The sequence below is a fragment of the Devosia sp. genome, assembly GCF_028290625.1.
Classification (GTDB): domain Bacteria; phylum Pseudomonadota; class Alphaproteobacteria; order Rhizobiales; family Devosiaceae; genus Devosia.
In genome coordinates, this window is the sequence record NZ_JAQGJM010000009.1 from 235,780 (window position 1) to 261,320 (window position 25,541).

Here is a 25,541-nt window from a genome sequence, read left to right on the forward strand (position 1 = left end):
TCTAGGTCCTTGTCGCCGCAAGCTTGTTGGCGAAAAGCCGGTAGCCACCTTTTCGCCGCTTGCTCTCGGAATCGAATGCACGAGACGCATTTGAGCGGTTCCGCCTTTGACTGCGACAAAAGCCCGTGCCATGGGCTTGTGCCATGAGCACGACCGCCCCAAAAGACAAAAGCCAGCTGGCTTTTTCCTATATCGGCTTCCGGTTTTTCTGGCTGACCACGCTGTCCGTGAGTTTTGCGGTTCAGATCATGTCGGTGTCGATCGCCTGGCAGATCTACGACGTGACCGGCAGCGCTTTCCTGCTGGGCCTTGTGGGGCTGTCGCTGTTTGCGCCAGCGCTAATCTTGTTGCTGGTGACGGGGCTGGCGGCCGACCGGTTCAACCGGCGGCTGATCATGACGATCTGCCTGGGCGTGGAACTGGCCTGCGCGTTGGGATTCCTGGCGTTCGCAAACGCGCGAGCCCACGAAGTCTGGCCGATCTTCGCCATTCTGGTGGCGCTCGGCACGGCGCGGGCCTTCTGGAATCCGGCGGCGCAATCACTGGCGCCCAACCTGGTGCCGCCCGGCGCGCTGGCCAACGCCATCACTGTCAACGCCTCGGCCTGGCAGTTTGCCTCGATCATGGGCCCGGCGGCGGGCGGCCTGCTGTATGGCATGGCACCAACGGTTGCCTTCGGCACCGGCGCGGCCCTGCTGGCGATCGCCATGGTCTGCGTGGTGCTGATTCCGAAGCCCGTGCAGCGCGAGTCTCATCAGGCGACCAGCATTGAGACGATGCTGGCCGGCTTCCGTTATATTTTTTCCAACAAGGTGGTGCTGGGCGCCATTTCGCTGGACATGTTCGCGGTGCTGATGGGCGGCGCGGTGGCGCTGCTGCCGATCTATGCCAAGGATATTCTGCATGCCGGGCCGCAGGAACTGGGGCTGTTGCGCGCGGGGCCGGGAATCGGGGCCATCGTCATGGCGGTGCTACTGACGCGGTTCCCGATCCGCGATCATGCGGGCAAGACGCTGTTCCTGTTCGTTGGATTGTTCGGCGCCTTCACGGTGCTGTTCGGGTTTTCGACCTCGGTCTGGGTATCGATTCCCGCGCTGGCGCTGGTGGGCGCCTGCGACATGGTCAGCGTGACCATCCGCGAGACCATCATGCAGCTCTGGACGCCCGAAGAGGTGCGCGGCCGGGTCAATGCGGTCAACAGCGTCTTCATCGGCGCCTCCAACGAGCTGGGCGAATTCCGCGCCGGCACGGTGGCGTCGCTGATCGGGCCGGTGCCCGCGGTGGTAATCGGCGGATTTGGCTCGATCCTGATCGCGGTGGTGTGGAGCCGGATTTTCCCCGGCCTGCGCGAGCAGAAGACGCTCGATAAGAAAATGGTCCAGGACGCTCCATTGGCCGGCAGCGCTTGACTTCTGGTCGTCACACATTTATCACGCGCCCACCTATCCGGGCTTTATGGCCCTTAGGCGCACCCGGGATCTCCTGAATATTTGGGATCTGTCGGTCATCCGGTTTCCGGATGGCAGAGGAGGGCGCGATCCGTTTTTCGACCTTTGAAAAGGATACGCGATGTCGAAGCGCAGTTCAGTAAAGCATAAAATCGATCGCCGTCTTGGCGAGAATATCTGGGGCCGTCCGAAGAGCCCGCTCAATGCCCGTGCCTATGGCCCCGGCCAGCACGGCCAGCGCCGCAAGGGCAAGCTGAGCGACTACGGTCTGCAGCTCCGCGCCAAGCAGAAGCTCAAGGGCTATTACGGCTCGATCACCGAGAAGGCGTTCAAGCGCCTGTATTCCGAAGCCGCCCGCGTCAAGGGCGACACCGGCGAGAACCTGATCGGCCTTCTCGAGAGCCGCCTGGACGCGATCGTCTATCGCGCCAAGTTCGTGGCGACCGTGTTCGCTGCCCGTCAGTTCGTTTCCCACGGCCATATCCTGGTCAACGGCAAGCGCGTCAACATCCCGTCCTATCAGGTTCAGGTTGGCGACAAGGTTGAAGTGCGCGACCGCTCCAAGCAGCTCACCGTGCTGCTCGAAGCCGTGCAGCTCGCCGAGCGCGACGTTCCGGAATATGTCGAGACCGACCACAACAAGATGACCGCCACCTTCGTGCGCGTGCCGTCGCTGTCGGACGTGCCATACCCGGTCCAGATGGAACCGAATCTGGTCGTCGAATTCTACTCGCGTTAAAAACCCGCCCGGAGTTTCCACTCCGGCGGCCATCTGGCGCGGTCTTCTCCGCTTCCGGTGCTCACGTACCAAACGTACGTTCCGCTCCGGTTCTCGAAGACCACGCCAGCTGACTCACCGGAACAAAACTCCATACGGGTTTTCCGGTGCAAGCTACGGAATTGAAAAAGGCCGCCCCTAGGGGCGGCTTTTTGCTTGTTGGCGCATGCCGTCTCTTGAACAGGAACGGGGTGCCCAAGAGCGCCTTTCAAGCGGTGTCAGTTACATTTTGGTAAGAATGAAACTCCGGCCTTGAAGACCTCGTAATTTTTTGTGACGGATGACCCATCCCGATCAACGGATTTGCGGGTTGGAGTGCCACTATGCTCAGATCTTTCTTTCGTAACCCGAAGTGGGCGGCATGGGCCTATGGCGGTGGCGCGTTCCTGATCCTGTCAATCTATCTGCAGGTGCAGATGACGGTGCTGCTGAATGGCTGGTACAACAAGTTCTATACATTGTTGCAGGAAGCGCCCAAGCACAACATTTCCGAATTCTGGGCCCTGATCTTCCAGCCCGAGCTGGCGCCGCATAATTTTCTTGGCTTCATCACACTGCCGATGCCATCCAGCTTCATGTGGATCGCCATCCCCTATGTGCTGCTGGCGACAGTGACCAGTTATGTGACCCGGCTCTATGGCTTCCGCTGGCGGCAGGCGATCACCGAGAATTACATTCCCCGCTGGCGCAAGGTGGAGCATGAGATCGAGGGGGCGTCGCAGCGTATCCAGGAAGATGCGATGCGCTTCTCCTCGATCGTCGAGAGCCTGGGGCTTTCGATCGTGCGCGCCGTCATGACGCTGATTGCCTTCATTCCGATTCTGTGGGCGCTCAGCGCCCAGGTCGACCTGCCGATCATCCGCGATATTCCGGGATCGCTCGTATGGGCCTCGGTAGGCATCACCATTGGCGGCATGGTGATTTCGTGGTTCGTGGGCTGGTTCCTGCCGGGTCTCGAATACAACAACCAGAAGGTCGAGGCCGCGTTCCGCAAGGAACTGGTGCTGGGCGAGGACGACAAGATCGGCCATGCGCAGCCCGAGACGCTGTTTTCGCTGTTTGTCGGCATCAAGGTCAACTATCACCGGCTGTATCTGCACTATGGTTATTTCGACCTCTGGTCCAATCTCTATGGGCAGGTGACGAGCTTGACGCCGCTGTTGATGGTGGGGCCGGGTATGTTCACTGGCGCGGTAACGTTCGGCCTGCTGAACCAGGTGAGCGACGCCTATAGCCGCGTCGATGGCGCATTCGGGCTCATTCTCAACAATTGGACGACGCTGACCGAGTTGCGCTCGATCTGGAAGCGCCTGCATGAGTTCGAGGCGAATCTCGATCGCTACGATACGGGCCACGATGTCAGTGATGTGGGAGAGCCGTCGCCGCTGCCGGCCGAATAGCGCCGGGCGATGTCATCGTGTAGGAGAGGGCGGCATTGCCGCCCTTTTTCTTGCCACAAGGCCAATATCCATGAGCCAAGTCCTTGCTGTCGATACCGAGCTGGAGACCGAAACCGAGGGCGGGGCGCATCCGATCTATGCGGGGGCGCCGCGATCGGTGGAGTTCAACAAGCTGCGCAAGCGGCTGATCCGCAATACACGCGAGGCGATCGAGAAGTTCGCCATGGCGCGGGCGGGCGAAAAGTGGCTGGTGGCGCTATCGGGCGGCAAGGACAGCTATGGGCTGCTGGCGCTGCTGCTCGATCTTAAATGGCGCGGGCTGCTGCCGGTTGAGCTTTTGGCGTGCAACCTCGACCAGGGGCAGCCGAATTTCCCCAAGCATATCCTGCCGGAGTTTTTGACCGGGCTGGGGATCGAGCATCGCATCGAATATCGGGACACCTATTCCATCGTCACCGACAAGCTGCCGGCGGGGGCGACCTATTGCTCGCTGTGTTCGCGGCTGCGGCGGGGGAACCTCTACCGCATCGCGCGGGAGGAGGGCTGCTCGGCGCTGGTGCTGGGGCATCATCGCGACGATAGCCTCGAAACCTTCTTCATGAACCTGTTCCACGGCGGCAAGCTGGCGGCGATGCCGCCGCGGCTGCTGAACGATGAGGGCACCGTGGAGGTATTGCGGCCGCTGATCTATTGCGCCGAGGACGACCTGCAAAAATTCTCGGACGCGATGGCGTTTCCAATCATCCCCTGCGATCTGTGCGGCAGCCAGGACGGGCTGGAGCGCAATGCGATGAAGGCGATGCTCGGCGATATCGAAAAGCGGATGCCGGGTCGCAAGGATGTCATGATCCGTGCGCTAGGGAACGTCAATGCCAGCCATTTGCTGGACCCCAAGCTGTTCGATTTTGCAGGACTGCTCGACCGGAGGACGACTGAGTGAGCGTGGATATTCTTAAGCTGGCCGAGCTGTTACGCGAAACGGCTCACGCGGAGATTCTGCCGCGGTTCCGCCGGCTGGACGCCAGCATGGTGCACGAGAAGACTGAGGCCATCGACCTCGTGACCGAGGCCGATACGGAAGCCGAGCGCGTGATTACGGCGGCGATCAACAAGCTTTGGCCCGAGGCGATGGTGGTGGGCGAGGAAGCCGTGTCCGCCGATGCGTCGGTGCTGGACCGGTCCGTGGGCGCGGACCTCGCGATCTTTGTCGACCCGGTGGACGGGACCGCCAACTTCGCCGCCGGAGTGCCGCTGTTCGCGGTGATGGCGGGCGTGGTGGTGAAGGGCGAAACGGTCGCCGGTATCATCTACGATCCGATGGGTGACGACTGGGTGTTGGCCGAAAAGGGCAGCGGGGCGTGGTTGCGGCGGCCGGATGGCTCGACGGTGCGGCAGCAGTTCGCTGCGGGACTGCCGCTCGAGCAGATGACCGGCATGGCATCGCCATTCTATCTGCCGCTGGAGCAGCGGGCCGGGGTGTTGACCAATCTGGCCAAGGTGCGGGTGTCATCGAGCTTCCGCTGTGCGGGGCAGGAATACCGCATGGCGGCGGGCGGGCATCTGAATTACCTATTTTATAACAAGCTGATGCCGTGGGACCATGTGGCCGGAACACTGATCAGCGTCGAGGCCGGCGGGCATGTGGCGCGACTCGATGGGCAGCCGTATCTAGCTGAGCATCGTGGCGGCGGCTTGCTGGTGGCGAGTGACCGGGAGAGCTGGGAAACACTGCGCCGTGAGGTGTTTACGGTTTAGGAGTTGGCAGGGCGGGAGTCATCGGCCGGTTCAGCACTCACAGAGTCATTCCCGCGCAGGCGGGAACCTCTGTTTTCTAACTGAAGTAAGGGTAACGGAGGTCCCCGCCTGCGCGGGGATGACCCGGTAGGTGGGGCTATCGGCGAGAGCCCTTAGCGATCGCGCCCGCCGCTGCCTCCAATGCGCCCGAGCCATGCGGAATGCCCAACGCCTGCATACCGGCTTCCATGGTGGCGAGGACGCCCAGCGTCATGTGGGCGTTGACGTGGCCCATATGGGCGACGCGGAGGAAATCGGCGTAGGCGGGATCGGAGGGTAGGGCCATGCCCAGCCCGATGCCGAGGGTCACGCCGGCTTCGGCTTCGAGCCATTTGCGCAGCGCACCAGCGCCGCCGTTGGCGATGCGGGCGGCGGTGACGGAGCGGCCGCGCGCGTTCGGATCGGCCATGTTGAGGCTGATGCCGCCCGTCGTGCCCCAGGCGTCGAAAGCGGCCCAGACGGCGCTGGCGAGGGTTTCGTGACGGCGCCAGACATTGGGCAGGCCTTCCTCCTCCAGCAGCATGGTGAGAGATTCGCGCAAGCCGTAGAGGTGATGAGTTGGGGCGGTGCCGCCGAAAAATTGCCAGAACTCGGTACCGGTACCGCGCGGCTTCCAGTCCCAATAGGGGGTGGCGAGATCGGACGTTTTTGAGACTTCCAGCGCCTTGTCTGAGAACCAGAGGAAGCCGAGGCCGGGTGGCAGCATGAGGCCCTTCTGGCTGGCGCCGACGACCACATCGATACCCCATTCGTCCATCCGCAACTCGTCGCAGGCGAGTGAGGCGACGGCGTCGACGGCCAGGAGCGCCGGATGACCTGTCGAATCCATGGCGGCGCGGACGGCAGCGATATTGCTGCGGGCCGTCGAGGCGGTGTCGACATGGGTCATCAAGACCACGCGGATGGTGTGATCCTTATCGGCCTTGAGTGCTTCGGCAATGCGGGCGGGATCGACGGGTGAATTCTTGCCGAAATCGATCATCTGTACGTCGATGCCCATGCGGCTGGCGTGCTCGGCCCAGCCATGGCCGAAACGGCCGGTGGCGGCTAGCAGCGCCCGGTCACCGCGCGAAAACATGTTGGCATTGGCGGCCTCCCAGGCGCCGTGGCCGTTAGCGATGTAGATGGCGACATGCTGGGTGGTGAGGGCGACGCGCTTGAGATCGGCGACGATGCCGTGGGTCATCTCGACGATTTCGCCCTCATAGATATTGGGCGCGGCGCGGTGCATGGCCGACAGCACGCGATCGGGGGCGACGGAGGGACCGGGAATGGCCAGATAGGTACGTCCCGATACATAGGCCATGTCGTCGTCTCCGCCGGTGATTCCTTAGCTGTATCAAGCTGTAGCGCGTTCTGACCATGGGTGAAATTGGGATCCGTCGGGGAGGCTTGCGCGACGCATAAGTCTGTGCTTATGTGTTGCCATGAGCGAAGCAGAGATTTTCAAAGTGCTGGCGGACCCGACGCGGCGGGCGGTGCTCGAACGGCTGGCCGGTAGCGAGATGACGGCGACGGAACTGCGCGAGGGCTTTGCCATTTCGCAGCCGGCGATGAGCCAGCATCTGGCGGTGTTACGCGGGGCCGGACTGATCAGTGAGCGGCGCGCGGGGCGGTTTGCGCATTATCGGGTGGACGCCGAGGGCATGGCGCCGCTGCATGCGTGGCTGGGCCGATATCGTGCCTTCTGGCCGGAGCGGATCGATGCGCTCAAGGATTTGCTCAAGGAGATGGACCAATGACGGACGAGGACGCGCTGGTGTTCGAATGCGCGCTGGACGCGCCGGTCGAAAAGGTTTGGCGGGCGCTGAGCATTCCGGAATATCTGGAGCGGTGGCTCAAACCGAGCGCCGAGAAGATCGACCTGGCGGTGGTGAATTCGGAAGAGAACAAGTCGCTAACCTATCGATGGCGCGAAAGCGGGCAGGGCGCCATCGTGGGCGCCGAGGACAGCATGGTGACGTTCGAGATTACGCCGATGACCGATGGCGGGACGTGGTTCCGGCTGACGCATGCGCCGATGGCGCTGCCGGTGGCGGCGAATGGCAATAGCAGCGCGATGCTGATGGCGGCCTAGGCCGCGCTCGAATCTGCCGCAAACACCGAGCTTCCCCCGGACTTGATCCGGGGGCCTCTATCAGCACCGTGTGGGCGGCGATTGGCCCGCGGGTCAAGCCCGAGGGAAGGGCGGTGGGGAGGGGGCGTCTAGCTCCTCCCGACTAGGGCCCGATGAATTTCAACTCAACTTCTAAACGGAGATCGCCGATGCGCGACATGATGCAACTCGTCCCTATGGTGGTGGAGCAATCGAGCCGGGGGGAACGCTCGTTCGATATTTACTCGCGGCTGCTGCGGGAGAGGATCATTTTCGTCAATGGCGAAATCGAGGACAATATGGCCTCGCTGGTCTGCGCGCAGTTGCTGTTTCTGGAGGCTGAAAATCCGGCCAAGGAGATCAGCCTCTACATCAATTCGCCCGGTGGCGTGGTGACCTCGGCGCTCGCCATGTATGACACGATGCAGTTCATCAAGGCGCCGGTGGGCACACTATGCATGGGCATGGCGATGTCGGCAGGCTCTTTCCTGCTGATGGGCGGGGCCGCGGGAAGCCGGGTCTGCCTGCCCAATGCCAGCATCATGCTGCATCAGCCCAGCGGGGGCTATCAGGGCAAGGTAACCGACATCATGATCCACGCCCAGGAGAGCGAGCGGCTGAAGCGCCGCATGCACACGCTCTATTCGAAGCATTGCGGACGGACCTACGAGGAGGTCGAGGCGGCGCTGGAGCGCGATAACTTCATGACGCCGCAAGAGGCCAAGACCTGGGGCATTGTCGACCACGTCTATGCCGACCGGGGAGAGGTCGAGGCGGCAGGCCGCCCCGACTGAACTCAGTGCGCCGCGTGGCTGCTCATATCGGTGTGGGCATATTCCGTGCCCACGCCAAACAGCCTGCCCCGTTCTGCGACGAGCACGCAGATCAGCGTCAGCACACCCATGGTGAAATAGCCGGCGGCAACGGGCACGACCGTGCCGTTGAACTGTTGGCCGATGAAGCTGCCGATCAGCGCGCCGCCGACGGTCTGGATGAAGCCGAACACCGAGGAGGCGGTACCGGCGACGGCGCCGAGCGGCTCCATCGAGAGCGAGTTCATGTTCGAAGCGGCCCAGCCAAAGGCGAACATGATGATCGCCAGCAGCGGGAAGAACAGCCAGAGCGGCATGAAGCCGGCGATGGAGAGGCCGAGCCAGATGGCGGCGACGCCGGTGTAGACCAGCACGGCGAAATGCGAGAGCCGGCGCATGCCGAGGCGGCTGACGATGCGCGAATTGGTGAAGGACGACATAGACATCAGCGCGGCCATGGCGGCGAAGGCCACGGGGAAGTAGACGCCCAGGCCATAGATATCGACATAGACCTGCTGGGCCGAGCTGATGAAGCCGAACAAGGCGGCGAACAGGAACATGCCCGCGAGGCCGTAGGAAAAGGCGACGCGGTTGGTGCAGACGATGCGGAAGCCGTCGGTGACCGCCTTGACGGTCAGCGGGCGACGATTGCCGATGGCTAGGGTTTCGGGCAGGCGGAAGAAGCCCCAGAGGCCGAAAATGGTGGCGAGGCCGGCCATGAACAGGAAGATATAGTGCCACGGCCCGGTGAGCAGCAGGAGCTGGCCAATGCCGGGGGCGATGATCGGGATGGCCATGAACACCATGAAGGTCAGCGACATGACTTCGGCCATGGCGCGGCCCGAATACATGTCGCGCACGATCGAGGTGGCGATGACGCGCGTGCCGGCGGCGCCGACGCCCTGGGTGAAGCGCAAAGCGAGCAGGATGGCGAAGCTTGGCGCGAAGGCCGCCGCGAAAGCGGCCGCGATATAGACGGCAATGCCGATGAACAGGGGCGCACGGCGGCCGAAGCGATCCGATAGCGGGCCGAAGGCGAGCTGGGCAATGCCCATGCCCAGCATATAGGCGGTGATGACGAACTGGCGCTCATTCTCGCTGGAGATGCCGAGGGCCTCGCCCATGTAAGGCAAAGCGGGCAGCATGACGTCGATGGCGAGGGCGTTGAGTGCCATCAGGGCAGCCATCAAGGCAATGAATTCGGGACGGGAAAGAACCCGCGTCAAGTGGCTGGACATGTATGAAACTCGAAAAGGGCGGCCGGGGAGGCAGCGCAATATGGCGCGGACCTTGAACCCGGCTGGATGGTTTGGCAACCCTGAGCATCGGCGAAAGCCGATGGATCATGGCTGCGTTGCGAAAATGAGTCAGCCTTTAGTCGTAAGTGCTTGGTTCAGGCGGGCAATGGGGTGACGGCGAAGGCCTTGGCGCCGCGCTCGTGGATAGGCAGGTGGATGGCGGCGGAGCCGAGGCCGAGCAGGATGCCGAGATACCAGACCAGGTCATAGGAGCCCGTGAGGTCGAACGCGAAGCCGCCCAGCCAGACGCCGACGAACGAACCCAACTGGTGGGAGAAGAAGGCCACGCCATAGAGCATGCCCATATAGCGCGGGCCGAAGAACAGGGTGACGAGGCCGGCGGTGAGCGGAACGGTGGAGAGCCAGAGTACGCCCATGGCGGCGGCGAAGATGTATGTGGTCGTGGGGTTCGGGCTCGTAAGCACGAAGGCGGCAATCGCCACTGCGCGCAGGAAATAGATCGAAGCGAGCAGCATCTGCTTAGGCAGGCGGGTGCCGAGATAGCCGGCCAGCAGGGAGCCGATAATGTTGAACAGGCCGATGATGGCTATGGCCCAGGCTCCCACCTCGGGGGTCATGCCACAAAGGGCCAGATAAGCGGGCAGATGGACGTTGATGAAGGCCAGATGGAAGCCGCAGACGAAGAAGCCGATGACCAGGAGGCGATAGGAACCATGGCCCCAGGCCTTGGCCAGCGCCTCCATGAAGGGCAGGTCGGCTTGGCCGGGCGTGTTCTCGGTGCGACCACGGAGGAGGAAGGACAGCGGGATGATGAGCAGCAGCAGCATGCCGAGATAGACCAGTGCGGTCTGCCAGCCGAAGGCATTGATGAAGCCCTGGCTGATCGGGGCGAATGCGAACTGGCCGAAGGAGGAGGCGGCGGTGGCGATGCCGAAGATCATCGGGCGCTTTTCGGCGGGCACGGAACGGCCGAATGCGGCCATGACGACGCTGAACGAGCAGATGGCGATGCCGGTGCCGGTGATGACGCCGGCGGTAAGGATGAGAATGCTGGAGCTGGGTGAGAAGGCGGTGAGGATGACGCCGCCGGCATAGATGAGCGCGCCCAGGGCGATGGTGCGGCCGGTGCCGACGCGATCGGCGAAACTGCCGGCGAAGGGCTGGGCAATGCCCCAGGCCAGGTTCTGGATCGCCATGGCCATGGCGTAACCCTCACGCGTCAGGCCGAGATCGGCCGTCATCGGCAGGGTGAACAGGCCAAAGCTGGTGCGGATGCCGTTGCCGATGGCGGCGATGGCGCAGCCGGCGATAATCAGCAGGAGCAGCGGCACGGCGGGGCGAAGCGTGGTGGTGGGCATTGGGCGCATCCGGATTGGCTAGGTTACCTACGCCTGCGGCGGCGTGTCGCAAAGCGCATTTGCTGAATGGGCTCTATCAAGGCCGGTGATGAGGGTTGACGCTTGCGTCAATCGCGAGGACAAGACCGCTTGCTTCGGGAGCCAGACTTTGATCCGCCATATCGTCTTCTTCACCGCCAAGACCTCCGATAATCTCGACGCGATCTGCGAGGGGCTTATGCTGCTGGGCACCATCCCGCATTCGCGCCATTTCGAGGTGACGCGCAATTCGAAGGTGGACCAGATCTCCAACGAGATCGATGTGGTGGTCTATGCCGAATTCGAGAATGCGGCGGCGCTGGCGGCGTACAAGGCCCATCCGACTTACGCCGAAGCGACGGAGCGAGTGCGCCCGCTGCGGGAATTGCGGTTTTCGGCGGACGTGAAGGCGCAAGGGTAGCCTCGTCTGCAACCGTAGTGCGGGGCGAAGCTCGATACTCTCACCACCACCGTCCTTCCCGCGGACTTGATCCGCGGGTCACTCGCAGCACACACAAAGCTCGGTGCCTCTCGCAGAGGCCCGCGGGTCAAGCCCGCGGGAAGGATCGTAGGTGGAGGCGATCGGTGTCGATCAAAACAAAACGCCGGCCCATTGGACCGGCGTTCTAAATACCGTCACACTGAAATCAGGCGGTCTGCTTGACCGGGATGCCAGCGGCTTCGAGGTGGCTCTGCAATTCGCCCGCCTGGAACATTTCGCGCACGATATCGGCGCCGCCGACGAACTCGCCCTTGACGTAGAGCTGTGGAATGGTCGGCCAGTTGGTGTAGGCCTTGATGCCATCACGCAGCTCGGCGCTTTCCAGCACATTGGCGCTGCCATATTCGAGGCCGAGATAGTTCAGGATCTGCACGACTTGGCCCGAAAAACCACACTGCGGAAAGTCCGGCGAGCCCTTCATGAACAGGAACACGTCGTTGTTCTTCACCTTCTCGTCGATGAACGCGTTGATATCGGTCATGGGTCGCTGCCTTTCTGGAGTCCGGGGGAGGGCCGGGAAATTGTTGGTCCATAAATAGGACTTCAAAGCGGCGCTGTCGAGGGCTTCATCGGTATTTGACGATAGGGCTAGGGCGTCTGGTAACAGCGGGTGCCTTTGCCGGGTTCGACCGACGCGGTAGTAAAGGCGTAGAAGCGTTCCTCGCCGATGATGGCGCCCATGCCCCCCGCGGTGAGTTCATCGTAACGCGGGCAGGTCTGCGGCGTGGCAGGGCCCGCGGGCGCATAATAGTGCACGCCCAGCTCGGAGATTTCCACGTCCTGGGCATCGGCCCTCAGGATCGGGCCGGGCTCCAGATTGTAGACCACAAGGAAATATTGCGGGCCGGTGGATTCGGTGAGCACCAGCAGGTCGTCGGCAATGGCCTGAAAATAGAGCTGGTTGCCGTCGTCGGCGAAGAATTCGCGGGTGAAGGGCGCGTCCACGCTGCAGGGATTGACCTGGTCCGGCGCGGTGAAGTCACCGACGCGGAAGCTGGTGCCGCCACCGGCGGCGGGAATGCCGATGACGTAGTGCAGGCCGTTGTCGTGGCATTCGAGTGCCTGATCCGGCGTGGTTTCTTGCGCAAAAGCTGCGGGCACGCAGAGGGCGAGCAGGGTGGCGACGATGAAGGGGCGGATCATTTTGGCTCCGGGCCAGTGACGGTGACGATGCCGTGTTTTGGCGGAGGGGCGATGAACTGCGGGTGAATTGGACCGGTGGCTAAGATAGCCGTTCTGCGATCCAGGGGTGACCGATGAAATCGGCGATGGTGTCGAACTGGACCGCGTCCCAGCCGGCGGCGCGGGCGCCGGTGATGACCTTGGGCGTGTCATCAAAGAACAGCGGCGGCTCGGACTGGGGGCCGATGCGGTCCATGATGAAATCGAAAAAGGCGGGGGCGGGCTTGAGGGCGCCGATGCGGGCTGAGTAGAAAATATCCACGAACAGCTCGCTCATGCCCAATTGCTGCCAGAGCCAGAGGGCGCGCATGTGCTCCTGGTTGGTGGCGACGTAGAGCGTCAGGTCCTTGCGCTGCTTGAGCTGTTTGACCAGCGCCAGCAGCGGATGATTGAGCTTGGTGTCGTGGGTCATCCAGTAATGGGCGAAGACCATGGGCGAGCCCTTGAAACCCATCGAGGGCAGGCGTCGCTCCAGCGCGTGGATCAACGACATCTCGCCGATGATCACCTTCTTGATGAAGACGTCGAAGATGAACTCTGCGCGAAAGCGATCGGGATCAACCCCGAGATCGGCGAGCAGGGTTTCGTCCCAGCGCTGCTGCAGTTCCGGACGGGCGTGATAGCCGTGCACCAGCACGCCATCGACATCGAGGAAGACGGCGCGGTTCATGCGTCTGCATCCAGTAGTTTGACGGGGCGGAGCACGCGGCGCAAGCCGGCGCCCTCGTTGATCTCGCCCTTGAAGCGGGGAATAATGTGCATGTGGGTGTGAAAGACGCTCTGGCCGCCGACGGCGCCGACGTTCCATCCGACGGTGAAACCGTCAGGTCTGTGAGGAGCCAGCCGCTCCCTGGCTTTGGCCATCATCTCGCCAAGGCCGGCCCATTCGGTGGCATTCAGCTCGAACGGCGTTTCGCTGTGGCGCCGTGGGATGATCATAATGCCGTGGGGACTGAGGGGATCGATGCTGCCGAGGCAGAAGAAATGATCGCTCTCAAGCCACGGCGTGTCGACCAGCAAATTATTGGCGAGGCAGAAGCGGCAGCCGGGCTCGCTCTGCATATGGTTCACTTGCGCCGTGCCGGCATTGCACCAAGACCGACAAGCACTTCGGGCGGAATCTTGAGTTCTTGAATTACGTCGGTGTGGCGCCGGAAGCCGACCAGTTCGCGCTGCACGAAATATTGCCAGACCTGTTGGCGGGCCTCGGCGAGGCGCTGGTCGCGGTCGGTTGTGGCGGCAGCAAGAGCCGCAATGGCGTCGATGACGTGGCGTTCGGCGGCGCCGAGCGAGGAGGCGCGCTCGGCCAGGATTTCGTGATCGAGCGCAGTGGTGCCGGCCTCGGGCCGCACCATGCGGATCAGGTCGAGCGATTCGCGCAGCGAGGACGCCATGCTATTCGGGGGCGCTGGTTTGCAGGGCGAGGGCGTGGAGCGCGCCGCCCATGTCGCCTTGCAGGGCGGCATAGACGAGCTGATGCTGCTGCACGCGGGTTTTGCCGCGGAATTGCTCGGAAATCACCGTGGCGGCCCAGTGATCGCCGTCGCCGGCCAGGTCACGGATTTCGATGGAGGCATCGGGCAGGGCCGTTTTGATGCGGCGCTCGATCTCGGCGGATTCCATGGGCATGGCAGACACTCCTGGGCAGCTATGCCCAAGATATGGTGTTTCCCGCAGCGTCGGTCAATCGTTCCGCGCAGTCAACGGCGGTTATGGCGCGGGCGCAGCGGGTTCGGGCGCGACCACGGCGCCGACGCAGCATCCGGCATCGGCCCGGGTGGAGAAGTTGGCGATGATGAAATCGGCGATGGGGCGGGCCTTTTCGGCTACCTCGGTGGCGAACAGGCAATCGAGCACGTAGCCGCGGCCGCCATCGATGGTTTCGGTATGCACGATGGTCAGCGGCACGCCCATCGGCGAACTGGTGCTCTGGCCGTCATAGATGAGGGCGGGACCGCTCTGGTAATTGACCTTGCCCTTGCTGGCGACGGTGAAGCCGGGAAAACTTTCGGTCCAGGTGGCGGCGACCTTAGCGTCGTCAAAATCGGCCAGAGCGCTGTCGGGGGTCCAGCCGGTGTCGGTGACGGCGGGCACGATGGTGACATTGCATTGCAGCGGCGCATCGGGGTGGTTGATGGTCAGCGGATCGGCGGCGCCGCCGGTGGCGGTCATGACGGCGGGATAGATCAGCGTATAGGGCTGGTCGGGCAGGATGGAGCGGGTGACCGTGACATCGGATTGCGCATGGGCACCGACCGGCAGGAGAGCGGCCGCGGCCAGAAGGCAGGGGGCCAAGGCCCAGCGGTTGATCATCACGGCTCTCCAAACTCGTCGCACAATACAGACGCCAGAAGACGCCAAAGAGCGGCGATCATAAGGCAGTATGGGGATTTGGACAGCGCGTAAAGTTTACCCTCGCGCCGGATCAGGTGGCGGGGCCGGTCCAGAGCGGCAGGCCGGAATTTTTCGCGAAGTCCGGATCAGAGGCAAAGACCGGATAGCCACGGTCCACCATGGCTTTGAGCACGGCTCTGTCGGGCTGGACATGACCGCGCGGTACGGCAACGTCCTTGGCAAAGTGCCAGCCTGGAGCAAACGAGAAACCCGACATTACGACTGGATTGGCACCGAGCTTCAGCGCCAGCAAGGCCGCGAAGATGCCGTTCGAGATGCCTGCGCTGAGGCCAACGTGAGAGAGGCCTGTCATTTCCACGATGACAGCGCCGCGGACATGACGGTTGAGTTCGGTGACGCTGTCGGCGCGATAGTCATGGACGGCGAGTTGAGCGGTGGCGCCCTTATCCTCGCTGCTGCCCATGATGGCGACCGCATGGGCGGTTTCCCTGCCGCGTAACGCGGCCCATAGGGCGTCGTGAATCTCGGTGGGGACGAAGACGTTGCCGCGAAAGAAAATATTGTCGCGAAGGATGGTGAGGTCGGGCCGTTGCAAGCCGAACTGCTCTGCGGTGACCTGGGAGGCATTGATGCTGATAACGAACCATCTGTCGTTCAGCCCTTCAGGCGGGTGCGGGTTGGGCGCGCTGCCGACCACGATGGCCGGGCCAGTTACGGTCGGCAGTTCGCTCAATGCACGCAGATAGGCTTTCCGGAGCAAGCTCAAATGCAAGCGCGCTCGCAGGCGAGAGGCGAAACTCGCAGAAAACCGCGCCCAAGAGGTCATTCGCCGGCCATGAAGGTGGGGAACCAGCCTTCGTGAGCGGCTTTGAGGGCGGAGACGGGGATCGGGCGGGCGTCGCCGAGGATGAGGTCCGTACCGCCGGTCGAGCCGATCCAGGGGGCGTGGATGCCCAGGGATTTCGCTTCGTCCCAGAGGGCGACGATCTCCTCGCCCTGCGGGTCGAGGTTGATGGTGACGAGGTAGCGGCCCTGATCTTCGCCGAAGAATTGCGGGATCGGGTCGGCGGCGGTGATGTCGGTGACGGTGGCGCCAATGCCCGAGGCGATGGCCATTTCGGCCAGGCCCACGGCGAGGCCGCCATCGGAAAGGTCGTGGACGGCGGTGGCAATGCCGGAGCGGATCAGCTTACGGACGAAATCGCCGGTGCGGCGTTCATGGGCCAGATCGACCGGGGGCGGCGGGCCGTCCTTGCGGTCGAACAGGTCGCGCATGTAGATCGACTGGGCGAGGTGGCTGCCGCGATTGTCCGGCGATCCGACGAGCAGGATGACCTGATTTTCAGCCGCGAAGGCGATGCGGGCCATTTGCGACCAATCGGGCAGCAGGCCGACGCCGCCAATGGTGGGGGTGGGCAGGATGCCCTTGCCATTGGTTTCGTTGTAGAGGCTGACATTGCCCGAGACGATCGGGAAGTCGAGCGCGATGCAGGCTTCGCCGATGCCCTTGATGGCGCCGACCAATTGTCCCATGATTTCAGGACGTTCGGGGTTGCCGAAGTTGAGGTTGTCGGTGGCGGCGAGGGGATCGGCGCCGGTGGCGGTGAGGTTGCGCCAGGCTTCGGCGACGGCCTGCTTGCCGCCTTCATAGGGGTCGGCTTCGCAATAGCGCGGGTTGACGTCGGAGGTGAAGGCCAGGGCCTTGGTGGCGTGGCCATCAACGCGGATGACGCCCGCATCGCCGCCGGGGCGCTGCAGGGAATTGCCCTGGATCAGGGTGTCATATTGCTCGTAGACCCAGCGGCGCGAGCCGATCTGGTGGCCGCCCATGAGGGCAAGCAGGGCATCGGCGACATCCATCTGCGGGACGTCGTTTGCAGCCAGCATGCTGGATTTCTTGGCTTCGACCCAAGGGCGGTCATATTCGGGGGCTTCGTCGCCCAAATCCTTGATCGGGAGGTTGGCGACTTCCTCGCCCTGCCACATGACGCGAAAGCGCAGATCGTCGGTGGTTTTGCCGACGGTGGCGAAATCGAGTTCCCATTTGACGAAGACGGCGCGAGCCTCGGCTTCCTTTTCGGGATGCAGCACCATGAGCATGCGCTCCTGGGATTCGCTGAGCATCATCTCATAGGGCGTCATGGCGGTTTCGCGGACCGGGACCATGTCGAGATTGAGCTCGATGCCGAGATCGCCCTTGGCGCCCATTTCGACGGCGGAGCAGGTGAGACCCGCCGCGCCCATGTCCTGAATGGCGATGACGGCGCCGGTGGCCATCAGTTCCAGGCAGGCCTCGAGCAGGCGCTTTTCGGTGAAGGGGTCGCCGACCTGAACGGTGGGGCGCTTTTCATCGATGTCGTCGCCGAATTCGGCCGATGCCATGGTGGCGCCGCCGACGCCGTCGCGGCCAGTCTTGGCGCCGAGGTAGACGACGGGCAGGCCGACGCCCTTGGCCTCGGACAGGAAAATCTTGTCGGTATCGACCAGGCCAGCGGCGAAGGCGTTGACCAGGATATTGCCGTTATAGCGGGCGTCGAATTCGACTTCGCCACCGACCGTGGGCACGCCGAAGGCATTGGCGTAGCCACCGATGCCAGCGACGACGCCGGAAACGAGGTGGCGGGTCTTTTCATGATCTGGCGCGCCGAAGCGCAGGGCGTTCATGGCGGCGACGGGGCGGGCGCCCATGGTGAAGACGTCGCGCAGAATGCCGCCCATGCCGGTGCCGGCGCCCTGATAGGGCTCGATGAAGGAGGGGTGGTTGTGCGATTCCATCTTGAAGACCACGGCCTGACCGTCGCCGATATCGACCACGCCGGCATTTTCGCCGGGGCCCTGGATGACGCGGGGGCCGGTAGTCGGCAGGGTCTTGAGCCACTTCTTGGAGGATTTGTAGGAGCAGTGCTCGTTCCACATCGCCGAGAAGATGCCCAACTCCGTATAGGTCGGCTGGCGGCCGATGAGGGCGACGATCTTGTCGAATTCATCGGGTTTCAGGCCGTGATCGGCGACGAGCTTGGGCGTGATGGCGATGTGGTTCTGATAGGTCATGCGGGCACTGTCCGGGAGAAGCGGGCAAGGAGGTGGTCGGCGGCGATGACGACGGCCATTAGCGCGGCCAGGGCGGCCGTCATGTAGGCGGAGTTGAGCAGGACCGCGCCGTAGCCGATCTTCTGCACCGCGAGGATTGGGTAGGGATATTCGGTGACCCAGGCGCCACGGGCCAGGACGTAGACCAGATAGGCCAGTGTCGGCACCAGCATGAGGGGCAGGTTGGCCCATTTGAGCGCGCCATGCGGCTGGGCGATGACCCACCACAGCAGGTAAAGGATCGGCGCCAGGTAGTGCAGCATGTTGTCGGCGGTCAGCGCCTGGCCTTCAAGCACGGCCAGGTGGCGCAGCACTAAATAGACGTAGAGCATGACCAGCGCGATATTGGCGGCCATCAGCCCGCGGGTGATCGGGTGGCGGAACACTTCGAGCCAGCGCCAGGTGGTGACGACGGAGAGGTAGACCAGCACCAGAACGATATTGGTGAGGATGGTGTAGAACGCGAGGAACGTGCCGAGCGAGCCGGGAATATCCTTGCCCTGCGCGGCATAGGCCGGCATGGACAGGGAAAACTGCAGCCCCAGCCCGCCAATGCCAACCGCAAGGCCGACCCAGGGCAGGAGTATGCGGGGGTTTCTCGCGGGGCGGCGAACCATGTCAGGCGACCCGTTGAAGGAGACCCGAGAACAGGGCGCGGCCATCGGTGCCGCCATGGGCGGATTCGATCAGGTTTTCCGGATGCGGCATCAGGCCCAGCACGTTTTTGCGCTCGTTGAGAATGCCGGCGATGTCGTTGATCGAGCCATTGGGATTGGTGCCCTCGGCGTAGCGGAAGGCGACCTGGCCATTGCCTTCGAGGCGGGCAATGGTCTCGGCATCGGCGAAGTAATTGCCATCGTGATGGGCGACGGGGCAGCGGATGACCTGGCCCTGGGCATAACCGCGCGTGAAGTCGGTCGCGGCATTGGCGACTTCGAGCTTGACCTCGCGGCAGACGAATTTGAGGCTCATATTGCGCATCAGCGCGCCGGGCAGCAGGCCGGCTTCAATCAGGATCTGGAAACCGTTGCAGACACCCAGCACCTTGACGCCAGCTTCGGCGCGGGCGCGGATCTTGTCCATGATCGGCGAGCGGGCGGCGATGGCGCCGCAGCGCAGGTAATCGCCGTACGAGAAGCCGCCGGGGATGACGATGAGATCGACATCGGGCAGGTCGGCGTCTTGATGCCAGACGATGGCAGGGGCGGTGCCGGAAATCTTGGTCAGCGCCGCGATCATGTCGCGGTCGCGATTGAGGCCCGGAAAGACGATGACTGCGGATTTCATCGGCTGATCCTCGCATGTGGGGAGTTGCGAGGGTCTTGTCGTGTCTCTTTACCAAAAAGGCAAGGGGCTTATGGCCGCTTTGCCTGCGTCAGATGAAGCGTTCGGTGGAGCCGTTGAGGCGCGAACTGCCGCCGGCTGGGTTGCTGGCGGCGCTGGGGCGTAGGGCGCGGGCGTAGAAGGGCTCGGGATCGGCGCGGCGGAAATTCTGACGTCGGCCCGACTGGCCATCGCGGCCGCCGTATTCGTTGGAGCCGGTCTCGGACGCACAGCAGGTCCAGACCAGGACCCAGAGCCCGCCGAATGGGACGAAATTGAGCAGATACCACCAGCCGGACTTGCCGATATCGTGCAGGCGGCGGACGGTGACGGTGATGCCGGGTATGATGTGGAACAGGCTCAAGAAAATCATGAGCGGGCTGAGATTGTCTTCAGCGGGCAGTAGCCCAGTGCTGCGGTATTCGTAGTAGACGGCCCCGCCCACGATGATGAGCGTGACGAGTTGATACAGCCAGTATTGGGCGCGACTGGTCCGGCCGGAAAACTCGAAATAGCGCAGCAGCGCGTCCAGGTATGAGCGCATCTGTTACTCGGCAGGCGCGGTGGCGGTGGTGTCGCGCGGCTGGCGGGCGCCCGGGGTGCCGGGGATGTGAGCCCAGGCGGGGCGTTCGAAGAGGAATTTGCCCCAGCCAGTGCGCTCGACGATCCAATAGAGGATCAGCGGCGAAATCACCGAAGCGACCATGACGATAATGCTGATGGTGCTGACATCGCTGATGATGCCGAGCTTGAGCAGGAGGGTGCGGACGATGCCCATGGGCAGCACGAAGACCAGATAGATGATGAGCGACTTGGAGCCGAGCCAGCCCAGCCAGTTCATGGCGGGCAGCTTGGTCAACAGGACCGCCAGCACGCAGAGCGCCACGGTGCCGATGATGGCCAGCGCTAGATGCACGCCGGGCAGGGCGGCGAGGCCCATGGTGACGTGGCCGGGGGCGACTTCGAAGCCGGGGGAAAAGACCAAGGCAGTCTCGACCACCGCCCAGATGGCCAGCGCGCCGATGGCGGGCAGCACGTTGGCAGAGGCCCAATCGGCGATTTTGAAGATCTGCGGCGCGAAGGCGTAGCCGGCATAGAAATAGACGAAATAGGCGGCGAACTGGTCGACCACGTAGCTGCCGGTATGGACGGCGGACATCTGCAGGATGGCGCCGACGGCTAGGACCGCCCAATGAGGCGCGCGCAGGTCATGCAGCAGTTTGGTGGCGGCGCTGAACACGGCGAGCATGTAGATGAACCACAGCACCCCATAGGGCTCGACAATGCCCCACACGATATAGCTGAGGGCGGTACCCGGATCGCGGGCGATCAGGGCTTCCTTGAAGATGATGTGGATGAGCGCCCATAACGCATAGAAATAGAAGTAATGCACGACGCGGCGGTCGGCATAGCGTTTCCAGTCGCGGGCGATGACCTGGGAGAGGAACAGGCCGGAAATCATGAAGAATTCGGGCATACGGAACGGGGTGGCGAAGCCGATGACCCAGTGCAGCACGCCGGTGCCGCCGGTATCTTCGCCGGTGCTGAAGGCCGAATACATCATGACCACGAGCAGGATCGACAGGCCCTTGGCCATATCCACCCATTGCAGGCGATTTGCTTGTTCCGACATGCCGCACTCCCGACGTTTGGAGCAGTCTAGCCCGTGGCTGGGATCAAGTCGGTAAACAGGTGAGTATGTGGTCGCGCAAACTGCTCAACTGGTAAGCGTTTGGCTAATGCGATCCCTAGAGCTACAGCGGAACCGATGCATAGGCTGCGAACAGCAGGCCCATGGTGGCGAAGAAAATGACCGAAAGGGAGATGGTTCTGAGCATGGCAGAGTGGTCCTGCGCCGGACGTGGGCACGTCTAGAGTTATGGCAATTAGATATTAATGAGATATTTCGATCGCGTAGTTTTCGATCACGGTATTGGCAAGCAGGCGATCGCACATCTCGGTGATTTGAGAACGCGCGGCCGACTCGTCGGTTCCCTCCAGGGCAAGGTCAAACACCTTGCCCTGCCGGACTGCGCCGACGCCGGCGAAGCCCAAACTCTTCAGCGAGCCTTCAATCGCCTGCCCCTGAGGGTCGAGAACGCCGGCCTTGAGGGTGACAGTGACGCGCGCTTTCATAGAGATACCCTTAACGGCAAGTTACTGAACGAGGCGCGGACCGGTGGTCAGCGCGTTGTCGGTTTCGACCAGGATGCCAAGGCGCTGGGCGACTTCGCGATAGCTCTCCACCACGCCGCCGAGGTTCTGGCGGAAGCGGTCCTTGTCCAGCTTGTTGCGGGTCTTGATGTCCCACAGGCGGCACGAGTCAGGCGAGATTTCGTCGGCCAGAACGATGCGCATCATGTCGCCTTCATAGAGGCGGCCGCACTCGATCTTGAAATCGACGAGCTGGATGCCGACGCCCATGAACAGGCCCGACAGAAAGTCGTTGACGCGAATGGCGAGGCTCATGATGTCGTCGAGCTCGGCAGGGGTAGCCCAGCCGAAGGCGGTGATGTGCTCTTCGCTCACCATCGGATCGTGCAGGGCATCGTCCTTGTAGCAGAACTCGATGATCGAGCGGGGGAGCTGGGTGCCCTCCTCGAGCCCGAGGCGCTTGACCAGCGAGCCGGCGGCGATATTGCGCACGATGATCTCGAGCGGGATGATCTCGACTTCCTTGATCAGCTGCTCGCGCATGTTGATGCGTTTGAGGAAGTGAGTCGGGATTCCGAGGCCATTCAGCTTGGTGAAGATAAACTCGGAAATGCGGTTGTTGAGGACACCCTTGCCATCGAGAACTTCGTGGCGTGCGCCGTCGCCGGCGGTGGTGTCGTCCTTGAAATACTGAACCAAAGTGCCGGGCTCAGGACCCTCGAACAGGATCTTGGCCTTGCCTTCATAGATTCTGCGTCGACGGTTCATCTGTCTGTCCGTATCAATGAAGGAGAATTGGGGGTGAGAAATTTGGCCGCTTCATGCGCCAGATCGGCACGAAAATGCAAGCCCTTTCCCTTCGACTCGCGCCATGGCAGGCCTGCGCGACGTAACCTTATCGCATATCGGCACCATAAAGTCGCACACCGTGAGCGGGCGTTGATTTGAGCCTCACAACCCCTTATGTGCAAAGCGAGCACGCCAAAACGCGTCAACCCAGAGCCGAGGGGCATAAGAGATGAGCGGATTCGACGATCGCAAGAAGGGCCAGGAAGCCAAGTTCGCATTTGACGCCGAGACACGCTTCAAGGCCGAAGCCCGCCGCAACAAGCTGCTGGGCATCTGGGCTGCCGAACTGTTGGGACTGACCGGCGACGAAGCCAAGAGCTATGCCGCCGAAGTGGTGGCTGCCGATTTCGAGGAAGCCGGCGACGAGGACGTGTTCCGCAAGATTGCAGGCGACCTCAAGGCCAAGAGCATCGTGATCGGCGATGACGTGATTCGCCAGAAGATGGCGCAACTCACCGCAGTTGCTAACGAGCAGGTTCGTGCCGAGGGCTAAGCTCTGGGACTTTTCAGTTCATGAAGAAGGGGAGCGCCCAGGTGGGCTGCTCCCCTTCTTTTTGGCTAAGCTGGATCGCTTGGGGCGATCAGTTTACGGCGATGCTATCGGCCTGATATTTGGCGCCGTTCATTTCCCATTTCACCGTGACCTTCTGGCCGGCCTTGAGGGCGGTGTTGTAATTCGCCGGCAGCACATAGGCGATGTTGTTGGCCAGGGTCAGCATGTGCGTCTTGGCGTCAAACGTCTTGACCGTGCTGGTGATCGACTGCGGAGCGGCAGTGGCCGCCATGGCGATGCCAGAGGTGCCCAGAACCAGGGCGATAGCGGCGGGAACGAGGAAGTTGCGCATTTTCTGTCTCCATAAAGACATCCGGGAGCCAGCGGCAGACCGGAGGAATTTGCAGGTTTTCGGATCACGTCGCGTCGCGGATCTGATGAGCCGCCGGCGTGGTTCAAACTTGCGAGGACAGGATTAGGTTCGCGGTGGAATGTTCTCAACTTAGGAATTATTAATTTTGGTAATGAGGAATTTCGCCACGATTTGAGGAGCTTGGCGGATTTGCGGCGGCAAGGTGGCGGCTATGCCTTGAGCCGCTGCATGAGCCGGGTGAACATCAGCAGGCCCTCGGGCCAGGGGCCATGGCCGGAGGCGAGATTGATGTGGCCGGCCTCCCCGGCCTGATGGAAATCGCTGCCCCAGCAGGTGGCGAATTCGACGGCGCGGTCGATGGTGCAATAGGGGTCGTTGGTGGAGGCGACCAGCATCGAGGGGAAGGGCAGCGGGTCGCGCGGAATCGGGCGGAAGGGCCAGGTCGCCTCGGGCACGTCGGGATGCAGTTCGACATCGGGCGGCGCGACGAGGAAGGCGCCGCGGACCTTGGTATCGGCGAGGCGCGAAGCGGTGTGAGCCACCGCGATGCAGGCGAGCGAGTGGGCGACGAGAACGACCGGGCGGGTGGCCATGATGATGGCCTGCTCGATGGTGTCGACCCAATCGTCGAGCTCGGGCTCGTCCCAATCGGCTTGCTCGACAATCGCGGCATAGGGTAGGCGCTCGGCCCAGCGGGTTTGCCAGTGGCCGGGGCCGGCACTGCCCAGGCCGGGCAGGATCAGGACATCGGCTTCGGAGATTTTCATGAGCGGTTGGTCCTGTCGCGATAGAAGGCGGCGCTGGTCTGCTTCATGCCGATCTTCTGGTAGAAGGCTTCCGCACCGGGCACGGACAAGAGCGTGACGGTAACGCCCAACCCAAGGATTTCGGTGGCCTTGTCCATCAGCGCCTTGCCGATGCCCTGGCCCTGATGGGTTTCGGCAACGGCCAGATCGGCGCAGTAGCAGACCCAGTGCCAGTCGGTCGTGCCGCGAAACAGGCCGACCAGAGTGCCGTTCTTGTTGCGGGCGGTGATCACCAGGTTAGAGTTTTCGAGATAGGCCTGCACCCGCTCGGGATTACCGATGGGGCGGATCGATCCCAGCTCGGACTGGCTGACGCACTCGATATATTCTTCGGCGGTGAGGCCGGTTTCCTGGGCGTAGAAAATGGCCATCATGCCTGCCCGAAGACGCGGGTGAAGATCGTGTCGACGTGCTTCAGATGATAGGCATCATCGAACATGGCGTCGATTTGCGCATCGCTCAGAGTCACTTCGGGGTCGGCCTTGAGGTTCACCGCGAACTGGCCGGCGCGGTCGCCATCCATCTGCCAGACCTTCATGGCGTTGCGCTGTACCGCCGAATAGCTGTCCTCGCGGGAGTAGCCGGCCTGGGTCAGCGCGAGCAGGACGCGCTGTGAATTGTGCAGGCCGCCGAGCAGGTCGAGATTGCGTCGCATGTTCTGCGGATAGACCACGAGCTTGTCGATGACGCCCGTCAGGCGGGCGAGGGCGAAATCCAGCGTGATGGTGGCATCGGGGCCGATCATGCGCTCGACGGAAGAGTGCGAGATGTCGCGCTCATGCCAGAGGGCGACGTTTTCCAGCGCCGGGGTGACCATGCCGCGCACCAGACGGGCGAGGCCGGTGAGATTTTCGGTGAGCACCGGATTGCGCTTATGCGGCATGGCTGAGCTGCCCTTCTGGCCGGGGGAGAAGAACTCCTCGGCCTCGAGCACTTCGGTGCGCTGCAGGTGGCGTATCTCGATGGCGACGCGCTCGACAGAGGAGGCGATGACGCCCAGCGTAGCGAAGAACATGGCGTGGCGGTCGCGCGGGATGACCTGGGTCGAGACCGGCTCGACGGCCAGGCCCAGCTTTGCGGCGACGTATTCTTCTACCGATGGATCAATATTGGCGAAGCTGCCGATGGCGCCGGAAATGGCTGCGGTGGCGATTTCGGCGCGGGCATTGACCAGGCGGGCGCGGGCGCGGGCGAATTCGGCATAGGCTTCGGCCAGCTTGACGCCGAAGGTGGTCGGCTCGGCATGAATGCCGTGGCTGCGACCGATCATGGGAGTTTTCTTAAATTCGTTGGCCTTTTTCTTGATGACACCGAGAAGCTGCTCTACATCCGCAATGAGGATGTTGGCGGATTCCACCATTTGCACAGCGAACGTGGTATCGACGATATCGCTGCTGGTGAGCCCGAAGTGAAACCAGCGGCTGGATTCGGAGGCGATATTTTCGGCGACGT

At 62.8% G+C, this 25,541-nt stretch carries 32 protein-coding genes; 10 read left to right on the forward strand and 22 right to left on the reverse strand.

From position 1 onward, the window contains the following. Positions 1–143 precede the first annotated feature (143 nt). The 5 genes from JWR51_RS04815 (at position 144) to JWR51_RS04835 (ending at position 5,381) form a co-directional block, all read left to right on the forward strand. The gene (locus tag JWR51_RS04815) at positions 144–1,409 is read left to right on the forward strand and encodes an MFS transporter (protein WP_299744378.1); all 1,266 of its coding nucleotides are present in this window, start codon (positions 144–146) and stop codon (positions 1,407–1,409) included. 160 nt (positions 1,410–1,569) lie between these two features. After that, entirely contained in the window at positions 1,570–2,187 is a 618-nt protein-coding gene (gene rpsD / locus JWR51_RS04820) for a 30S ribosomal protein S4 (protein ID WP_299744382.1), read from the forward strand. A 362-nt stretch (positions 2,188–2,549) separates the two neighbouring features. Then, positions 2,550–3,626 carry a putative transporter gene (locus JWR51_RS04825; protein ID WP_299744384.1) on the forward strand — a complete coding sequence of 359 codons (1,077 nt, stop codon included), beginning with the start codon at positions 2,550–2,552 and terminating at the stop codon, positions 3,624–3,626. 70 nt (positions 3,627–3,696) lie between these two features. Further along, positions 3,697–4,566, forward strand: a complete 870-nt coding sequence (gene ttcA / locus JWR51_RS04830; protein WP_299744387.1) for a tRNA 2-thiocytidine(32) synthetase TtcA — start codon at positions 3,697–3,699, stop codon at positions 4,564–4,566. Then, on the forward strand, positions 4,563–5,381 hold the full coding sequence (locus tag JWR51_RS04835) for an inositol monophosphatase family protein (protein WP_299744390.1): 819 nt from the start codon (positions 4,563–4,565) through the stop codon (positions 5,379–5,381). Before ttcA ends, JWR51_RS04835 begins: the two co-directional genes overlap by 4 nt. Before the next feature lie 136 nt (positions 5,382–5,517). Here JWR51_RS04835 and JWR51_RS04840 read toward each other — a convergent pair whose 3' ends face one another. Next, positions 5,518–6,726 (reverse strand): aminotransferase class V-fold PLP-dependent enzyme, encoded by a 1,209-nt coding sequence (locus tag JWR51_RS04840; RefSeq protein ID WP_299744393.1) that lies wholly within the window; start codon positions 6,724–6,726, stop codon positions 5,518–5,520. 121 nt (positions 6,727–6,847) lie between these two features. Between JWR51_RS04840 and JWR51_RS04845 the strand changes: the two genes are divergently transcribed. From JWR51_RS04845 to JWR51_RS04855, 3 genes are all read left to right on the forward strand, one after another. Further along, positions 6,848–7,162, forward strand: coding sequence for a metalloregulator ArsR/SmtB family transcription factor (locus JWR51_RS04845; RefSeq protein WP_299744396.1), 315 nt, complete (start codon positions 6,848–6,850; stop codon positions 7,160–7,162). After that, positions 7,159–7,497, forward strand: coding sequence for an SRPBCC domain-containing protein (locus tag JWR51_RS04850; protein WP_299744399.1), 339 nt, complete (start codon positions 7,159–7,161; stop codon positions 7,495–7,497). Before JWR51_RS04845 ends, JWR51_RS04850 begins: the two co-directional genes overlap by 4 nt. A 188-nt stretch (positions 7,498–7,685) precedes the next feature. After that, positions 7,686–8,309, forward strand: a complete 624-nt coding sequence (locus JWR51_RS04855) for an ATP-dependent Clp protease proteolytic subunit (protein WP_299744402.1) — start codon at positions 7,686–7,688, stop codon at positions 8,307–8,309. Between the two features lie 2 nt (positions 8,310–8,311). Here the strand turns inward: JWR51_RS04855 and JWR51_RS04860 are convergent, their stop codons facing one another. After that, a complete protein-coding gene (locus JWR51_RS04860) occupies positions 8,312–9,565 on the reverse strand; it encodes a multidrug effflux MFS transporter (protein ID WP_299744405.1) in 1,254 nt (417 codons plus the stop codon). 155 nt (positions 9,566–9,720) lie between these two features. Further along, positions 9,721–10,944, reverse strand: coding sequence for an MFS transporter (locus tag JWR51_RS04865; protein WP_299744408.1), 1,224 nt, complete (start codon positions 10,942–10,944; stop codon positions 9,721–9,723). 148 nt (positions 10,945–11,092) lie between these two features. On the opposite strand from JWR51_RS04865, the gene JWR51_RS04870 reads away from it, so the two are divergent. Further along, entirely contained in the window at positions 11,093–11,383 is a 291-nt protein-coding gene (locus tag JWR51_RS04870) for a Dabb family protein (protein ID WP_299744411.1), read from the forward strand. A gap of 226 nt (positions 11,384–11,609) precedes the next feature. On the opposite strand, the gene grxD is transcribed toward JWR51_RS04870, so the two are convergent. The 15 genes from grxD to purC all read right to left on the reverse strand — a co-directional run bounded on the left by grxD (position 11,610) and on the right by purC (position 22,336). After that, positions 11,610–11,945 carry a Grx4 family monothiol glutaredoxin gene (gene grxD, locus JWR51_RS04875; RefSeq protein WP_299744413.1) on the reverse strand — a complete coding sequence of 112 codons (336 nt, stop codon included), beginning with the start codon at positions 11,943–11,945 and terminating at the stop codon, positions 11,610–11,612. 107 nt (positions 11,946–12,052) lie between these two features. Beyond that, entirely contained in the window at positions 12,053–12,607 is a 555-nt protein-coding gene (locus JWR51_RS04880) for a hypothetical protein (protein ID WP_299744416.1), read from the reverse strand. Positions 12,608–12,686: 79 nt separating this feature from the next. Further along, positions 12,687–13,316, reverse strand: a complete 630-nt coding sequence (locus tag JWR51_RS04885) for an HAD-IA family hydrolase (RefSeq protein ID WP_299744419.1) — start codon at positions 13,314–13,316, stop codon at positions 12,687–12,689. Continuing rightward, positions 13,313–13,708 (reverse strand): HIT family protein, encoded by a 396-nt coding sequence (locus JWR51_RS04890; RefSeq protein ID WP_299744421.1) that lies wholly within the window; start codon positions 13,706–13,708, stop codon positions 13,313–13,315. The genes JWR51_RS04885 and JWR51_RS04890 overlap by 4 nt, the downstream gene beginning before the upstream one ends. A gap of 5 nt (positions 13,709–13,713) precedes the next feature. Then, the gene (locus JWR51_RS04895) at positions 13,714–14,040 is read right to left on the reverse strand and encodes a DUF6665 family protein (protein WP_299744424.1); all 327 of its coding nucleotides are present in this window, start codon (positions 14,038–14,040) and stop codon (positions 13,714–13,716) included. A gap of 1 nt (position 14,041) precedes the next feature. Further along, a complete protein-coding gene (locus JWR51_RS04900) occupies positions 14,042–14,275 on the reverse strand; it encodes a BolA family protein (RefSeq protein ID WP_299728179.1) in 234 nt (77 codons plus the stop codon). Positions 14,276–14,356: 81 nt separating this feature from the next. Then, positions 14,357–14,959: a hypothetical protein gene (locus tag JWR51_RS04905; RefSeq protein WP_299744427.1), complete on the reverse strand. Its 603-nt coding sequence runs from the start codon at positions 14,957–14,959 to the stop codon at positions 14,357–14,359. 112 nt (positions 14,960–15,071) lie between these two features. Continuing rightward, the gene (locus JWR51_RS04910; protein ID WP_299744429.1) at positions 15,072–15,767 is read right to left on the reverse strand and encodes a hypothetical protein; all 696 of its coding nucleotides are present in this window, start codon (positions 15,765–15,767) and stop codon (positions 15,072–15,074) included. Between the two features lie 56 nt (positions 15,768–15,823). Continuing rightward, on the reverse strand, positions 15,824–18,052 hold the full coding sequence (gene purL / locus JWR51_RS04915) for a phosphoribosylformylglycinamidine synthase subunit PurL (RefSeq protein WP_299744432.1): 2,229 nt from the start codon (positions 18,050–18,052) through the stop codon (positions 15,824–15,826). Continuing rightward, complete coding sequence (locus JWR51_RS04920) at positions 18,049–18,708, reverse strand: Pr6Pr family membrane protein (protein WP_299744434.1); 660 nt, start codon at positions 18,706–18,708, stop codon at positions 18,049–18,051. Before JWR51_RS04920 ends, purL begins: the two co-directional genes overlap by 4 nt. Before the next feature lies 1 nt (position 18,709). After that, complete coding sequence (gene purQ, locus JWR51_RS04925; RefSeq protein ID WP_299744437.1) at positions 18,710–19,378, reverse strand: phosphoribosylformylglycinamidine synthase subunit PurQ; 669 nt, start codon at positions 19,376–19,378, stop codon at positions 18,710–18,712. Positions 19,379–19,466: 88 nt separating this feature from the next. After that, positions 19,467–19,958, reverse strand: coding sequence for a DUF805 domain-containing protein (locus JWR51_RS04930; RefSeq protein ID WP_299744439.1), 492 nt, complete (start codon positions 19,956–19,958; stop codon positions 19,467–19,469). Positions 19,959–19,961: 3 nt separating this feature from the next. Continuing rightward, a complete protein-coding gene (locus tag JWR51_RS04935) occupies positions 19,962–21,047 on the reverse strand; it encodes an acyltransferase family protein (RefSeq protein ID WP_299744442.1) in 1,086 nt (361 codons plus the stop codon). Between the two features lie 260 nt (positions 21,048–21,307). Then, a complete protein-coding gene (purS, locus tag JWR51_RS04940; protein ID WP_299744445.1) occupies positions 21,308–21,550 on the reverse strand; it encodes a phosphoribosylformylglycinamidine synthase subunit PurS in 243 nt (80 codons plus the stop codon). Positions 21,551–21,571: 21 nt separating this feature from the next. Further along, positions 21,572–22,336: a phosphoribosylaminoimidazolesuccinocarboxamide synthase gene (purC, locus tag JWR51_RS04945; RefSeq protein WP_299744448.1), complete on the reverse strand. Its 765-nt coding sequence runs from the start codon at positions 22,334–22,336 to the stop codon at positions 21,572–21,574. Between the two features lie 250 nt (positions 22,337–22,586). On the opposite strand from purC, the gene JWR51_RS04950 reads away from it, so the two are divergent. After that, positions 22,587–22,910 (forward strand): DUF1476 domain-containing protein, encoded by a 324-nt coding sequence (locus JWR51_RS04950; protein ID WP_299744451.1) that lies wholly within the window; start codon positions 22,587–22,589, stop codon positions 22,908–22,910. Positions 22,911–22,998: 88 nt separating this feature from the next. Here JWR51_RS04950 and JWR51_RS04955 read toward each other — a convergent pair whose 3' ends face one another. The 4 genes from JWR51_RS04955 to purB all read right to left on the reverse strand — a co-directional run. After that, positions 22,999–23,262, reverse strand: a complete 264-nt coding sequence (locus JWR51_RS04955; RefSeq protein WP_299744454.1) for a hypothetical protein — start codon at positions 23,260–23,262, stop codon at positions 22,999–23,001. A gap of 230 nt (positions 23,263–23,492) precedes the next feature. Then, positions 23,493–24,050 carry an alpha/beta hydrolase gene (locus tag JWR51_RS04960; RefSeq protein ID WP_299744456.1) on the reverse strand — a complete coding sequence of 186 codons (558 nt, stop codon included), beginning with the start codon at positions 24,048–24,050 and terminating at the stop codon, positions 23,493–23,495. Further along, a complete protein-coding gene (locus JWR51_RS04965) occupies positions 24,047–24,460 on the reverse strand; it encodes a GNAT family N-acetyltransferase (RefSeq protein ID WP_299744459.1) in 414 nt (137 codons plus the stop codon). The genes JWR51_RS04960 and JWR51_RS04965 overlap by 4 nt, the downstream gene beginning before the upstream one ends. Beyond that, the coding region (gene purB / locus JWR51_RS04970; RefSeq protein WP_299744462.1) for an adenylosuccinate lyase at positions 24,460–25,541 on the reverse strand (1,082 nt) is incomplete at its 5' end. The genes JWR51_RS04965 and purB, both read right to left, overlap by 1 nt.